11 protein-coding genes are annotated in these 15,655 nt (G+C 53.5%); 1 reads left to right on the top strand and 10 read right to left on the bottom strand.

The genetic code is table 11. From position 1 onward, the window contains the following. Positions 1 to 308: 308 nt before the first annotated feature. The 3 genes from H7F31_RS13480 to H7F31_RS13470 form a co-directional block, all read right to left on the bottom strand. On the bottom strand, positions 309 to 1,490 hold the full coding sequence (locus tag H7F31_RS13480) for a GTP-binding protein (RefSeq protein ID WP_187104593.1): 1,182 nt from the start codon (positions 1,488 to 1,490) through the stop codon (positions 309 to 311). Between the two features lie 211 nt (positions 1,491 to 1,701). After that, positions 1,702 to 2,775 carry a Gfo/Idh/MocA family protein gene (locus tag H7F31_RS13475; RefSeq protein ID WP_187104592.1) on the bottom strand — a complete coding sequence of 358 codons (1,074 nt, stop codon included), beginning with the start codon at positions 2,773 to 2,775 and terminating at the stop codon, positions 1,702 to 1,704. After that, complete coding sequence (locus tag H7F31_RS13470; RefSeq protein WP_187104591.1) at positions 2,772 to 3,905, bottom strand: Gfo/Idh/MocA family protein; 1,134 nt, start codon at positions 3,903 to 3,905, stop codon at positions 2,772 to 2,774. The genes H7F31_RS13475 and H7F31_RS13470 overlap by 4 nt, the downstream gene beginning before the upstream one ends. A 170-nt stretch (positions 3,906 to 4,075) precedes the next feature. Between H7F31_RS13470 and H7F31_RS13465 the strand changes: the two genes are divergently transcribed. Further along, complete coding sequence (locus tag H7F31_RS13465; protein WP_261800412.1) at positions 4,076 to 4,930, top strand: helix-turn-helix transcriptional regulator; 855 nt, start codon at positions 4,076 to 4,078, stop codon at positions 4,928 to 4,930. A gap of 79 nt (positions 4,931 to 5,009) precedes the next feature. Here the strand turns inward: H7F31_RS13465 and odhB are convergent, their stop codons facing one another. The 7 genes from odhB to H7F31_RS13430 form a co-directional block, all read right to left on the bottom strand. Continuing rightward, a complete protein-coding gene (gene odhB, locus H7F31_RS13460) occupies positions 5,010 to 6,272 on the bottom strand; it encodes a 2-oxoglutarate dehydrogenase complex dihydrolipoyllysine-residue succinyltransferase (RefSeq protein WP_187104590.1) in 1,263 nt (420 codons plus the stop codon). A 7-nt stretch (positions 6,273 to 6,279) separates the two neighbouring features. Then, positions 6,280 to 9,183, bottom strand: coding sequence for a 2-oxoglutarate dehydrogenase E1 component (locus tag H7F31_RS13455; RefSeq protein ID WP_187104589.1), 2,904 nt, complete (start codon positions 9,181 to 9,183; stop codon positions 6,280 to 6,282). A 306-nt stretch (positions 9,184 to 9,489) separates the two neighbouring features. Then, a complete protein-coding gene (locus H7F31_RS13450) occupies positions 9,490 to 10,998 on the bottom strand; it encodes a leucyl aminopeptidase (RefSeq protein WP_187104588.1) in 1,509 nt (502 codons plus the stop codon). Between the two features lie 99 nt (positions 10,999 to 11,097). Then, a complete protein-coding gene (locus tag H7F31_RS13445) occupies positions 11,098 to 12,492 on the bottom strand; it encodes an ATP-binding protein (RefSeq protein ID WP_187104587.1) in 1,395 nt (464 codons plus the stop codon). A 200-nt stretch (positions 12,493 to 12,692) separates the two neighbouring features. Further along, the gene (locus tag H7F31_RS13440; protein WP_187104586.1) at positions 12,693 to 14,198 is read right to left on the bottom strand and encodes an anti-sigma-I factor RsgI family protein; all 1,506 of its coding nucleotides are present in this window, start codon (positions 14,196 to 14,198) and stop codon (positions 12,693 to 12,695) included. Next, entirely contained in the window at positions 14,195 to 15,007 is an 813-nt protein-coding gene (gene sigI / locus H7F31_RS13435) for an RNA polymerase sigma factor SigI (protein ID WP_315970560.1), read from the bottom strand. The genes H7F31_RS13440 and sigI overlap by 4 nt, the downstream gene beginning before the upstream one ends. A gap of 140 nt (positions 15,008 to 15,147) precedes the next feature. Continuing rightward, positions 15,148 to 15,564 (bottom strand): hypothetical protein, encoded by a 417-nt coding sequence (locus H7F31_RS13430; RefSeq protein WP_087566879.1) that lies wholly within the window; start codon positions 15,562 to 15,564, stop codon positions 15,148 to 15,150. Positions 15,565 to 15,655: the final 91 nt, after the last annotated feature.

Raw genomic sequence — 15,655 nt, 5'->3', positions numbered from 1 at the left:
TCTTGACTGCTCGCAAAGCCCATCTTCTCGTTTAGTCTCGTCCCCATCAAAAATCAACGGATTACATAATGCACGCGCGTACACAAAACGATTGACGCAACCTGTCGACAGGTACAGCAACGTATTTTTCGTGTCGGGGGATCAAATTGTCCGCCACTTCATCATAATGCCAATTGCAATCGCTTGCAACCATATACATCCAAAGGATGCCTCATTCCGCCAGGCCGCCTCTAAAGATGCAAAAACGCGCTGCACCTCCAATGGGACGGCGACAACGCGTTCTTCGGTCATTTAAGCGGAGGCTCTGTTTACTGCGGGAAGCGGTCAGACAACTCCGACCAATCCTGTGTCATCTCGTAATCGGTCAGCAGGCATTGATCCAGCGATGCGGTCAAAGGCTCCCGATCCAACGATACGCCAATCATCACCATCTTCGTAGCGCGATCCCCATAAACGGGATCCCAACTCTCTTGGAGTCCTTCTTCCTCGCGGAGCAACGTCTCAAGCTCCGCCTGAGGAAGCGATGCCGCCCAGAGGCCGGCAGGACCGAATTGGATGGACGGTCCCGCTTGGCTCAGACTTTGCGCCATACGATCGCGGGTAGCCAGCCACACGAATCCTTTGGCGCGAACGACGGTTTCCGGCCAACGCTCCATCCAAGCCATTAGCCTCTCCGGGTGAAAAGGTTTCCTTCGTTCGTAGACGAAGGAACTGATTCCGTATTCCTCCGTCTCCGGGGTATGGTGCGGCGACTCCAGCTCCTTGATCCAGCCCGCCGAACGGCTTGCCGCTTCGAAATCGAACAGTCCCGTATGAAGGATTTCCTTGGGATTTACAACGCCTTGTACCGCCCGAATAAACTTCGCTCGCGGCTGCAGCGTCCGAAGCACGATCTCCAGCTCCTCGAGCTTATCAGCCTCAACCATGTCGCATTTATTAAGAATCAGCACATCGCAAAATTCGATCTGATCGATAAGCAGATCCACCACCTCGCGAGTGTCGGCTTCGCCGACGGCCTGGCTCCGATCCAGCAGCGACTCGCCCGACGAGTAATCATGCCAGAATCGGTAGGCGTCGACGACCGTGACCATGCAATCCAGCTTGCAGATTCGGGACAAGTCGATGCCAAGTTCTTCGTCGATGTAGGTAAACGTCTGCGCGACCGGCACGGGCTCCCCGATTCCCGTCGACTCTATCAAGATGTAATCGAAGCGGCCGTCCTCGGCCAATCGTTCCACTTCCCGAAGCAGATCCTCTCTCAAAGTGCAGCAGATGCAGCCGTTCGACAGCTCCACCAGCTTCTCTTCCGTACGCGACAGCCCTCCGCCGTTCTGAATTAATCCCGCATCGATATTCACCTCGCCAAGATCGTTGACGATAACCGCGACCTTCAGACCTTCCTTATTGTTTAATACATGATTGAGAATCGTCGTTTTACCGGCTCCCAGATAGCCGCTTAATACCGTCACCGGAATTTTGGATTGTGGCATCGTTGGTTCCCCCTAATTATTCGTAATAATTACGATAACACCCTGAAAAAAGATACTTCCCCGGATAGCCAATAGGATGTATGTATGGGAAGTATGTATGTTCGTTATGCAACTAATCGTAATTGTTACTATTTAAATTATCACAACCTCTTCTGCCTGTCAACGGAACGAAAAAAAAGCCGAGCGTTATTTACGCCCGGCTCCCTCATCATTAACCTTCCACTCTAACCGCATCCCGTTGAGCAATCAGTGACAGTTCCGCCGCCTTAAACGTGTGTTCTTGCGACATCGCGTTTTCCGTGCCGTTAAGAATATCGAGAATAAGCTCGCCAAAGTACGGGAATCCAACCTTGCCGCGGAGGCGCATATGCTGCTCGCCTTCCCCGTTTACCAGGTACAATTGGTCGCCTTCCGATTCTCTGCCCACGTCGATGTACTTGCGAAGCTCGATGTATCCTTCCGTGCCGAGAATAAGCGTTCTGCCGTCGCCCCAAGTGCCTAGTCCGTTCGGCGTCAGCCAGTCCACCCGGAAATACCCCGTTGCGCCATTTTCGCCTACAAGCGTCATATCGCCGAAGTCTTCCAGCTCGGGATAGTCCTTGGCCGCGTAATTCGCGACCTTGCTGTTTACGACTTTGGCCTCCGTGTTCCCCGTAAAATACAAGAACTGCTCGACTTGATGGGAGCCAATGTCGCACAGGATGCCGCCATACTGCTCTTTCTTAAAGAACCAGTCGGGACGCGACGGCGCATTTAGTCGATGCGGTCCAAGACCCATGACTTGTACGACTCGGCCGATCGCGCCTTGGCGGATAAGCTCCCCTGCATGAATAGCGCTTTCTACATGCAGACGCTCGCTATAGTAGACGGCATATTTTTTGCCGGTCTCGTTTGCGGCAACTCGAGCTTCTTCCAACTGCTCCAGCGTTGTAAACGGCGCCTTGTCCGTGAAATAATGTTTGCCGCTGCGCATGATGCGCACGCCGAGCGGGCCGCGCAGCGACGTGATTGCCGCTGCCGCGACTAGCTGCACCTCGGCATCCTCCAGAATCGTCTCCAGGGAGGAAGCAATCTTGACGCCCGGATATTTCTGCGCGAACGCTTCCGCTCTCGCCGGATCGCCATCGTATACCCATCGAAGTTCGCCCCCTGCCTCAACGAGACCGTTGCACATGCCGTAGATATGGCCGTGATCCAGGTTCGTGGCCGCAAAAATAAATTGGCCTGGCTCAACGACGCGCTTTACGTCGCCCTTGGGGGCATAATTCATGCCGTCTTTACTCATGCCTTCACTCCTTTGCGATTGCGGGATTCTTCAATGTTTTTCTGCAGGTAAGAATAATAGAGATCTTCGTCGATCGGAAGATCAACCCAGTTATCCGTCCAAGTGGAGAGATGCATCGCATTGGAGATCATCAAACCTTTAATGCCTTCTTCTCCCGGAGCAATAAGAGCTTCGTCATGCAGAATGGCATTTACGAAATTTTGCATAATGCCTTTATGGTCGGGATTCGTGCCATGAACGGGAACTTCGCATTTCCAGCATTCCGGAGCGCCGAAGCCGCCAGTAAAAGTTGCATTAAACTCGCGTTCGGAAACACGCAGACGCCAGAACGTCAGCTTATTGTCCTCGATAACGACCTTGCCGCGATCGCCGCTGATTTCCAGGCGGTTCGTTCCCGGCGCCTCGCCCGTTGTCGTTACGAATACGCCTGTCGCGCCATTTTCGTATTCGACGAACGCGGTTACGTCGTCTTCCACCTCGATATTGCGGTGTTTGCCGAAATAGCAGAACGCGCGAACCCGCTTAGGCATCATGTTGATCGTCCATTGCCACAAGTCGAGCTGATGGGGGTCCTGGTTAATGAGCACGCCGCCGCCTTCGCCTTCCCAAGTCGCCCGCCATGTGCCGGAATCGTAATAGCTCTGGGAACGGTACCAGTTCGTAATAATCCAATTCGTTCTTCTGATCTCGCCAAGCTCGCCGCTGTCGACCAGATCCTTGAGCTTTTGATAGAGCGGATTTGTCCGCTGATTGTACATCATGCTGAATTTTACATCCGTACGGGCAGCCGCATCGTTCATCTCGCGCACTTGCTTCGTATAGACGCCCGCCGGCTTCTCGCACAGCACATGCAGGTTTCGCTGGAAAGCTGCGATCGCCAACTCCGGGTGCGAATAGTGAGGCGTTGCGATTAGAACGGCATCGATAAGACCGGAATCCATCATCACGAACGGATCAGTGAACAGAGTTACATCATCGCCCAGATTTTCTTTGGCCCAGAGCTGTCCCGGCTCCGCGCTATCGCTGACGGCCGTCAGCTTGACGCCCTTTACTTCGCCACGCTGCATATAGCCGATATGTCCTTTGCCCATATTGCCAAGCCCGATTACGCCCAACCGTACAATGCTCATCAATAATACGCTCCTTTAATGGGACCCGATGTAGGTCTCCATAATGACTTGTTCTTGCGCTAATCGTATCATGAGCAACGCTTTCGTTCTTCTTCCGCGTTAACCGTTTTTGTATTTCATTTGACTCTGGTTGGTGTATAATTGGGGTAGTCTCACTAGGGGGGAGAATCGTGATTACCAAACACCGCATCGCCGCTCCGATTACAATCGGAACAACGATCAATTATGACTATATGCATCAATACCATACGCATCCCCATTACGAAGTCTATTATTTTCACGGCGGCAAAGCGAATTACCTCATCAATGACAAAATTTACGTTCTTGAACCAGGAGATATGTTTCTCATGCACGGCATGACCTTGCATAAAGCCCATGTAGACCCGGCCTTCGCCTATCATAGGACGACAATCCATCTCGATCCCGGTTACTTTCAACAGCATATTCAGCCTGGCTTTACGGACGACCTGCTGGCGCCCTTTAGCAAGCTGCAAAATGTAAGGCTGCAGCTCCGCGGCGAAGCCAAGGCGGAAGCCGAGGAGTCGCTCGCCTTTATGAACGAGCTGTACGCCCGCGGAACCCCCCACTCCTATCAACGTTTCCAGGCGCGTTTACTGGACTTTTTTATCTTTCTCGGCGAACTCTGCGATCAGCCGCTAAAGGCGAAAAACAGCTATCCATCCTCGAAGGAGGAGCATGTGCAAGCCATTATTTCGTTTCTGGAGAACCAATATCACGAAGAAATTACACTGGAGGACATCGGTGACAGGCTGCATCTCAGCAAGTTTTATTTGGCCAAGACGTTCAAGCAGGTGACCGGCATGACCATCTTCCAATATTTGATGCACCGCAGGGTATATCAGGCCAAGCTGCGACTTATCCAAAGTCAAAGCAGCATCACGGAGACCGGCTACGACGTCGGCTTTAAACATCCTTCCCATTTTAGCCGAGTATTTAAAGAGCATACCGGCATGACGCCGGAGCAATATCGCAAAAAAAATCAACTCGTGCAAGCAAAAACTTGAGCTGGAAGTGCAAAAAACCGATCCCCTCCCTTAGGGAGTAGATCGGTTTTTGGTATATCCTATAACATTTATCCGGCGATTAACCTTGCAGCAGCAATTGCTCCGGATCTTCCAGCATTTCTTTGATGGCTACCAGGAAGCGAACCGCTTCGCTGCCGTCTACGATACGGTGATCGTACGAAAGAGCGAGATACATCATCGGGCGGTTCTCCATACGGGTTTCGTCGATGGCTACCGGGCGAAGCTGGATCTTGTGCATCCCCAGAATACCTACTTGCGGCGCGTTCAAGATCGGCGTGGACAACAAGGAGCCGAATACGCCGCCGTTTGTAATGGTAAAGCTTCCGCCTTGCAGATCGCTGAGCGCAAGCGTGTTCGAGCGTGCTTTCTTCGCCAGTTCGACGATGTTACGCTCAATCTCTGCGAAGCCCAGACGGTCGGCGTCGCGTACGACTGGCACGACCAAACCTTCCTTCGCCGCTACCGCGATACCGATATCGAAATATTTTTTCATGATAATGTCTTCGCCGTCGATCTCCGCGTTCAACAGCGGGAACTGCTTAAGCGCTCCGACAACCGCCTTCGTGAAGAAGGACATGAAGCCGAGGTTCACTTCGTTCTTATCGAAGAACGATTGTTTGCGGCGCTTGCGCAGGTCGAGGATCGCCGTCATGTCGACTTCGTTAAACGTCGTCAGCATAGCTGCCGTGCGTTGAGCCTCTACCAGTCGGTTAGCGATTGTGGCGCGGCGGCGCGACATGCGCTTGCGCTCAACCGGCTTGCCGCCTTGCGTCGCTGCCGAAGCTGTCGGCGCAGGCGCTGCAGCGGGTGCCTTTGGAGCCGCCTGTGCAGGAGCCGATGCCTGTACCCCATGCGCACGAACATCGTCCGGGAAAATACGGCCGATGCCGTCTTTGCCTTGTACTTGCGTCAGGTCGATGCCTTGCTCGCGGGCAAGCTTGCGGGCTGCCGGCGACGCGTTAACCGATGCCGCCGAAGACGACAATACCGGAGCTGCAGCCGGAGTTGCAGGTGCAGCTACTGCCGGAGCTGGTGCGGGAGCCGACGGCTCCGCTGCCGGTGCAGGCGCGGATGGAGCAGCGCCTGTAGAATTGCCGATAGCTCCAATCGCTTCGCCTACTTGAACGACTTCGCCGTCCGCCTTCGCGATGCTCGATACGACGCCGTTGCTGTCTGCGCTAATTTCAATGTTAACTTTATCCGTCTCAAGCTCGAGGAGGACGTCTCCTTGGTTGACGGAGTCCCCTTCTTTAACGAACCACTTCGTAATCGTACCTTCCGTGATCGATTCTCCCAATTCTGGAACGATAATTTCTGCCATGTTTATGTTACCCCCTTACCAGACTCGATTGAAATGGCTGCCCATTCAATGCGGATGAAATGATCGATTGCTGCTCGGCCGCGTGAATTTCCTGATGTCCGGTTGCCGTGCTGGCACGATCCGGACGTCCGATGTAACGTACGACCGCCTTGCCAGGCGCAAGCTCACGCAGACGCGGTTCCATGTATGACCACGAGCCTTGGTTCTTCGGTTCTTCTTGTACCCATACGATCTCTTCGAGCTTAGGGAACTGAGCAATAATTCGCTCCAGCTCGGCCTGAGGCAGCGGATACAGCTGCTCCACGCGAGCTACGCGCAGCCATCCGAACTCTCCTTCGTCCTTCGACGAAAGAGCTTCGTCCAGATCGACCATCACTTTGCCCGTTCCCAGCAGGAGGCGTTTCACCTTCTCCTTGGCCGCCTTCGCTTCGGTAAAGCTGAATTGCGGCAGCACCGGCTTGAATGAGCCTTCGCTGAATTCCACGCCGTGCGACGCAACGCGCGGGTTGCGGAGCAAACTCTTAGGCGCCATTAAGATGAGCGGACGGACGCTGTCGCTTCCCAACATAGCCGCTTGCTTGCGCAGCAAGTGGAAGTATTGCGCCGACGTCGTCAGATTCGCCACCGTCCAGTTGTTATCGGCGGACAGCTGCAGGAATCTCTCCAGACGCGCGCTGGAATGCTCCGGCCCCTGACCTTCGTAGCCATGCGGCAGAAGGACGGCGACGCCGGATTTCTGCGACCACTTCGCCCGGCCAGCGGACATAAATTGGTCAAAAATAACTTGAGCTACGTTCGCAAAGTCGCCGAACTGGGCTTCCCAGATGACAAACGATTCCGGAGCGAATACGTTGTAGCCATATTCGAAGGCCAGTACCGCAGTCTCGGACAACGGGCTGTTATGCACGGCGAACGATGCCTTCGCCTGAGGGAACATATGCAGCGGCGTAAACTTCTCGGCCGTTGTGTTATCGTTAAGCATAATATGGCGATGCGCGAATGTGCCTCGTTCGGAATCTTGACCGCTCAGACGAATCGGCGTTCCATCCGCCAAAATCGTCGCGAATGCCAGCGTCTCGGCATGCGCCCAGTCGAGCTTCTCGCCGTCGTTAAGGCTTGTCGCGCGGCGCTGCAAAATACGCTGAAGCTTGGAGTACTCCGTAAAGCCTTCCGGACGGTTGAGCAATTCCAGATTGATTTCCTTCAGCGTCTCCATCGGCACGGCTGTCGGAACATCTTCCGGCACGATGACGCCGGACTCTTGCGTAACTTGCACATGCGCCTTGCCTTCGTTCGCCTTCATGGCATCATATCCGGCTTGAAGCGCGGCAAGCGTCTTCGCGCGAAGCTGATCCGCTTGCTCGACCGTAATCGTCTTCTCCGACTTAAGCTGCTCGGCATAAATGTTCGCAACGGTAGGATGACTCCGCACTTTGCTATAGACGAGCGGTTGGGTTGCATCGGGATCGTCCATCTCGTTATGACCGTAACGGCGATAACCGATAAGATCGATAACGAAACCTTTGTTGTAGATCAGGCGATATTCGCAAGCGAGGCGCACGGCAGCCAGACATGCTTCCGGATCGTCAGCGTTGACGTGGATGATCGGAATGTCGAAGCCCTTGGCCAGATCGCTGGCATAATGAGTGGAACGGGAATCCTCGCTGTTCGTCGTAAAGCCCAGCCGATTGTTCGCAATAATATGAATCGTGCCGCCATTGCGGTAACCTTGCAAATTATTGAAGTTGAGCGTCTCGGCCACGATGCCTTCGCCGATAAACGCCGCGTCGCCGTGTACGCAAACCGTAACCGCTTTGTGTTGATCCTGTACGGGGAAGCCTGGCTTGCTGCGATCTTCCTGTGCCGCGCGCGTATAACCTTCCACGATTGGATTTACGAACTCCAGATGGCTCGGGTTGTTCGCAAGCGTTACTCTTGCGCGTACCGTCTCGCCTTCCGTAAACGCCCGATCAGCGCCCAGATGGTATTTCACGTCGCCCGACCAGCCGTAGTTGATGCCGATCGACCCTTCCGAAGGAACCAATTCCTTGTTCGGAGAGTGATGGAACTCCGAAAAAATCTTTTCATACGGCTTGCCCAGCACGTGCGTAAGCACGTTCAAGCGGCCGCGGTGAGCCATGCCGATAAGAATATCGTGAGCGCCGTCATGAGCAACCGCGCGCACGATCTCGTCCAGTACCGGAACCAGCATGTCGACGCCTTCGATAGAGAACCGTTTCTGCCCGACGAACGTCTTGTGGATAAAACTCTCGAACTGCTCCACTTGCAAAAGACGCTCCAGCAGCGTCTCCTTTTCTCGCTTGGAGAGAGGAGCCGGGAAGTCGCCGGATTCCGCTTGCTTGTTCAGCCAGATTCTCTCGTTCTCGTCATGAATATGAGTGAATTCGTATGCGGCCGAGCGGGTGTAGATTTCTCTTAATCTGACAATGGCATCCCAACCGTTCGATACCGATGCCGGCGCGTTATCCCAGATCAGCGATGCAGGGATGGAAGCAAGATCCTGCTGCGTAAGTCCGAAAGTCTCCGGCTCCAGCAGCTTCGTATCCGCTGCCCGGCTGATACCCAGCGGATTGATGTCCGCGCCCAAGTGGCCGTACCTGCGAATGTTCAGCATTAGCTGATGCGCGGCAACGACCTTCTTCAACATATTGCTGTCGACCGGGCCGGGAACAACGGCTGCGGAAGACGTCCGAGCCGACGCGCTTGCCGATGCCTGCGCTGCGACTGCGTCGCTCGGCGGCGCCCCCCAGAGTACGAACTGCTCTCGAACCGACGTCTCTACGGAATTCGGATCCTGAAGAAACTGCTCGTATTGCTCCTGGACATAACCAAGGTTTGGTCCATAGTAGCTTTTCCAAGGTGATGAATTGTGGTCATCATGGATGCTCATTGCAGAAAATTCCACCCTCTCTAATCATAACCGTCCTATTATTTTCTATGGCGGGCGTTTCAATACGCCAGACACCATAAATCAAAAGAAGAAGCCTATCAATCGCACACCAAATGCAATAGCGTAGCTTCTTCATATTTTAGTACATTACGGGCCTGTCATCCATAACCATATTGGCATCGGTTTCATCCATTTCGGGCATGGATAAAGATTCTTTGCATGCCGCGCGGGCATGGCGGCGTCCTTTTGTTCATGCAAACAACCATGCTATCAGTCATGTCCATCTAGGCGCCTCATTAAACGCGGCTAAGCTTGCGCCGTCAGCATTTCAACCAACGTTCGCACCATAACTCCCGTCGCGCCCTTCGGCTCCCAGCCTCGCGCCCGTTCAAGCCATGCCGATCCCCCGATGTCGAGATGCACCCAAGGGAGTCCTTCTGCAAAGTGACCGATAAACAGTCCCCCGGCGCTGGCTGCCCCGTACTTCACCCCGCCGTTCTTAAGATCCGCGGCGTCGCTTCTCAGCGCTTGACGGAATTCCGGATAGGCCGGCATCTCCCAGATGCGTTCTCCGGACCGCTTGGAGGCCGCCTTCACTTCATTCATCAGCGATTCATTGTTCGTAACGGCTCCGGTAGCTTCGTAACCGAGCGCCACCATGATGGCCCCCGTCAGCGTTGCAACGTCGATAAGCCTGGTCGCGCCTCTGCGGATCGCGGTCGTCATGCCGTCTGCCAGCACGAGCCGTCCCTCGGCATCCGTATTGACGACCTCCACGGTATAGCCGCTCATCGTACGCAGCACATCACCGGGCTTAAACGCCCGATCGGACGGCATATTCTCCGCTGCCGGGATAACCGCGACAACATTAACTTCCGCCTTTAATTCCGCGATCGCCCGAACGGCGCCGAGCACTGCCGCAGCTCCGCCCATGTCGGATATCATCTCTTCCATGCCCGGAGCCCGTTTGAGGGATATGCCGCCCGTATCGAACGTTACGCCTTTGCCGATCAGCCCCCATATTTCCTTCGAATCCGGCGCGCCATTGTAATGAAGCACAATCATGCGCGGTGGATTGACGCTGCCTTGGCCGACGGCCAACAGCGCCCCCATCTCTTGCTCGGCCGCCGACCACTCGTCAATGACCTCGATATCCAGGTCGTAGTCTCCCGCAAGCTCCTCCGCATGGAACGCCAGCCGCTCAGGCGTCAGATCGTTGCCGGGCAAATTCGTCAAATCACGGGCATAGATGACGCCCCCGCACACAATCCGACCGTGCATGAAACCTTGCTCCCACTCTTCCTTCGTCCCCAGTGAAGCGGCTTCTCCCGGCACAAAATCGACTTGCGTCAAGCCGAAACGCTCGCTACCGTCCCGCTTCAAGGGCTGGCGATCGTGAAGCGCCAGCAGCAATCCCTCCGTTAGAGCCTGGGCTGCTGCGCCAGCACCCAAATCCTTCACATCCTGTGAGAATGCTGCCTCGCCTATGGACAGCTCGACATGCGTCGCACGCGCCGCCTTTGCCGCTTTGGCCGCCGCCGCTGCAGCCAATCGCAGTCCGTCCGTGCCGGAGCCGGGACGATACCCGACCACGATAACCGTGTCAGCCTTCACGAAACCGAGTGCGGCCATGGATTCTACTTGCTCCGGCTTGCCCTGGAACAATCCTTTGGCACACCTCGCTCTCAGCCGTTCATCCAGCTTCTCGTGGAGGATCTTCGCCGTCCCTTGCAATTCGTCTTCCGTTACGAAGCGAATCAGCGCTTCCGGCGCCGATCCTTCATTTCTGACACCATATGTAAACGTTGTCGACATTCTAATCTCCTCGCTTCCCTTCAAGTGCGTGAACAACCTCTTCAAGAACAAAAAAATCGAAACAAGGCTCATCCGAGCCCCGATCTCGATTTTAATGGTTTATCCAGCCAATGGCAAATAAATGATAAATTCCGTTCCGCTGCCCATCTTGCTGTTCACGCGGATTGTGCCCCCGTGATTGCGAATAATCCGGTAGCTGACGGACAGTCCAAGCCCAGTCCCTTCTTCCTTAGTCGTGAAGAATGGATCGAACAGCTTGCTCATCGTCAGCTTGTCCATCCCTTTGCCATTGTCCTTGATCATAATCTCGACATATTGGCCATCGCTGTTAAGCACGATGTCGATTCTGCCCCTCCGCTCGCTTTGGGTTTCTTCGACAGCGTCCAGCGAGTTTTTCACGAGATTAAGAATCACCTGCTTCACTTGCTTAATATCGATGGAGACGATAGCATCCTCCAGATGCGATTCGATGCCAATCTCGCAATTTCGCATGAGCGACTCGCTCTCCGTCAGCATGACCACCTCGCGAATAAGATTCTCGATCGACTTGGCTTGCTTTACCGGCGCGGACGGCTTGGACGAATTTAGAAATTCGTAGATAATGTCGTTAGCCCTGTCGATCTCCGTCAGAATAATGCGGGCATACTCCTCTTTGCCAACCTCCAGCAAGTAAGGACGGAGCAATTGTATAAAGCCCCGTATACTCGTTAACGGATTGCGGATCTCATGGGCAATCGCCGCCGCGATCTTGCCCAGCATGGCAAGCTTGTCGTTCTGCAGGGCGCTCTGTTCAATATGTTTGTACTCCGATACGTCCTTAACGCTGAACAAAAAATCCCCGTCCAGCTGATCCCCGTATGTAACCGTCGCAAGCAGATGCTTGCCGTCTTTCTGCTGAAACTCATAGTACCGGTTGCGCTTGAGTATCATCTCCCGGTACAGGCGTAAAATGGTTCGTTTCGTATGTATGTTCAGTTTGGGATGAAGCAGAATTTCGCGGATATTGCAGCCGACCAGAGTCTTTCGGGGAATGTCGAGCAATTTCGCCATTTGGACATTAACGAACGATAGAATGCCATCCCCGTCGAATAAGGCAATGCCGCTGTCCATATGTTGCAAGACGTTTTCGTACTTGTTTTTGACCTTCTCGAATGAACGGTTCGAACTCAGCAATCTTTCGCGCATAGCCACAATCTTTTGCTCGGCCGTCGGCTCCACGATATCGCCCTCCGAATTGATCTCCATTCGGAAGCGGCAGGCAACCATAAGCTCCATCAGGAACAGAAAGGAGCGATGATAGATTTGAACGGCGTCCTTGGAATCCACGTTAGCGGCAAGTGCTTGGATGCAATCCTCGTGTACGGCGATAATCTCCTCTGGCTGGAAACCATACAATTGCTGTCCAAGCGCATTCGCGTGCTGCAGCGATGCATCTTTACCACCACGGATATACTCGGCAAGCGCGGGGAAATAACGCTTTCGAATGGCTTGCATCATATCTGCCTCCCCGACAAAGCTATAGACTAAGAAATGATCAAGTTCGATCTCACCTAATCATAGGATTACTTTACAAACGCTGTCAACGGGAAATACTGTCGAATAAACACCTCTACCTAGTCGAAAAGACTCGTTTTGAGGAGTCGGATAATCGTGTATTTTATTAGATTCGTCTAGGTCTTGCGGCTTATCGCCCCTTATTTCCCGTCGCGTTCATTCCTGTCGTCGCCCCGCTTATCACGATCCCTCTCTTCTCTCCGTTCATGTTCTTCGTCCCGTCTATCTTCATCCCGCTTGCCGCCCGAACTTCCCGAAAACTTCCCGCCTCCTGCTCCATGATTCCAGCTTGCCTGATCCCCTCGCCCATTCTGCTTCCAGTCATCAACGTCCCGATCATCGTCGTCGCGATCATCGTCTTCGTCCCGGTCATCATCGTCGTCCCGGTCATCCCGATCACGTCTATCGTCCTTGCCTGATCCGTTTCCGTTCTTCCTATTACTATCCTTCATAGCCTCAGCCTGCTCCTCCAGCCATTTCTCCCACTGATTGCTCCAATCCTTGCCGGATTTCTCCCATTCCTTCGCTGCTTTCTCCCATTCCTTCCGCAGCTTCTCTAACTGCTCCTTGTCCCAATGGCCGCTCCATTGCTTCTCCCAATCCACGCGTCCCGGCTTGGCCGTAGCGGTAGGTTTGCCCGTAGGTTTGCCTGCAGGCTTGACGGTCGGTTTGGAAGTTGGTTTGGACGTAGGCTTGGAAGCTGGCTTCGTCGCAGGTTGATCAGCCGGCTTCGCGGTTGGTTTAGTTGTTGGCTTAGCCGTCGCTGTCGGCGAAGGTTTGGAGGCCTCGTTAGCATTTTCGGCCCGCTCCTGCTGCAGCAGTTTCTCGAGCTGTTCTTTGGATGCAGCTTCTTCCGCCGCTCCCACGATCCCTTCAATACCGCCTATGGATGCGGTGGCATTATCGATGGACTGCTTCTTAAGCGAATCGATCTCGAGCGTGTACCCTTCGTTTTTGGCCATCAGATAAAGCGCCAGCTTGCCCGAAGATATTCCAATGGAATCTGCCTCGCTTCTCAGCTCAGCAGGCAAGAACAACGTCGTAATCGTCACGCTGCCGGTCGGTTTATCATGTTCGGTCAGCCAAGCGCGCAACTCATTATCCAGACTTTGAGCAAGCAATCGCTCGAATTCCTCGTTCTGCTCCTTGGAGCCGTTCATTAGAATGCTGGCGATCAGGATGTCCTTATGAGGAGCATCCAAATAATGAGCAAGACTGGCCTTTTCGAGAATCAATGTTGCGACGTTCTCCACCGGCTGCCCTTTATAGTCGAGATCTGCAATTAGCCTGCTGCCGGCTTCGTTCATCGCCCTGAGCTCGCGCACCTTCTCCTTGTTGTCGATGCCGATCTCGATGCTCGGATTAATATCCATCGTCACGTAGGCTACTACGGGATTGCTTTCAATAGCTGCATAGAGGAAGCAAACCGTTATTAATAGAAGAAGAGCTGCTGCAGAGCCTGCATAAGTCAGAAGCCTGCTCCGCCCCGCGAGCCTTCGTCTTGGCAGGGGAGCCGCTTCTTCCTCAAAGAGCAGCTCTTGACCGATTTGGGGTGAGCCGGCGAGCGGTGCCCTCAGGAATTGGCCATCCTGCGTCATCACGACGGCATGCTGCTCGTGAATGCTCATTACGATTCCACGTTTCATCGGCTCACCTCCTTACTCATCCATTCGTTCGAACTCGGAATACGCATATAATCGTTCATGTACGGGTATCCACCCGATCGGATAATAGCAATTGCAATAATATATTTGCGGTTACGTTCGATGGTCTTGCGCGATACGCGGCAGGCTTCCATCAATTCCTTAATAGGCAGCCGCTGATTGGCCTTCAGCATTCCCATCCAATCGGCGTTTCCTGCAAGAAGACATGCAATATCAATCAGCATCGCACGGGAATCGGAATGCTTTGGAGACTGATCGACAAGCTCCATAAACGTAATGCCGTACGGCTCAAGCTCGCTGCTTAGCTCGAGGATCTCCGCACGACGCTCCAGGTCGGTTCTGCTTGTCTCGTGAGCCTCCAGAGCCTGCTTAGTCTCGAGGACGTTGTAAGGCGATTGATCCTCTCCCTCCGAATCGAACGCACTGTAGGGCACGGATTGAAGATGTCTTTGTTCTTTTCGCGCATAATCAATAAGCCGACGCTGCATCACGGTTTTGGCAAATCCTAGGAACGATCTCCCCGCTTCGCTGTCGAAGCCGTCGATGGCTTCATTAAACGCCAGCAGGGCGATACTGAATTCATCGTCCCGTTCCGGATTAATATACCGCTTGCTGAATCTGCTTGTTACTTTAGCTATGTATGGTGAATACTCGGCGATGAATTGCTCACGCAACTTATCATCGCCTTGTCGAATGTGCATTACATATTGCTCTGGCTCCAGCTTAGGCTGTAATGTCGCAGACGAAGCAAGAGCCGTTTTACGCATGAATCGCTTAAACAGGATCAGCAACAACCGCTCCACCTCACTACTTATCATTTCGTCTTGGTTTCGACGATTGGGGGGGTACTTATTAAAAAATACTCATTATTTCTCCATTTCAAACAAAAGACCTCCCAATGGAGGTCTTTAAACGGAATACGATGAAAACCTTAGACCGATGACTTCCGCTGCAGCAGCTTGTTCCGCCTGCTTCCCAGCACCTGAAGCCGCTTCTTGAGCATGTATTGCCATTCTTTATCTTCCAAATGTTTGGCGAAGCTGAGTAGATCAAGCGCCATGTCAATCTGGCTGCGTACGACGTCCATGGGCTCCTCGTTTTCGTGATTCACGCAATTCTCCAGCAGCGAAGCTTGATCTTGATCGACGTAATCCTCAAAATCCACTTCGGCAGCTCCATCGCCGTAAGCGTATTCTGCCAAAATGTCGTATTCGCTTTGCGCCTTGTAATGAACATCGATCCCATGGCAGACTGGGCAAAATGTAATCGGAACGTTGTGAATATGCGTCGTCAAATGTTTTAACGTGCCTTTCGTACCAATCATACTTGCTCCACAGCAGAAACTCATCCGCGGCAGCCTCCTCACGCTTATCAAGGTGATTACTCGTTGCTCGCCAATAATATCCCTTACATGATAGCTAATTTAATTTTATTCGCCA

Source organism: Paenibacillus sp. PAMC21692 (genome assembly GCF_014303795.1).
Taxonomy (GTDB): Bacteria; Bacillota; Bacilli; order Paenibacillales; family Paenibacillaceae; genus Pristimantibacillus; species Pristimantibacillus agaridevorans.
This window is presented reverse-complemented; position numbering and strand designations above follow the sequence as displayed.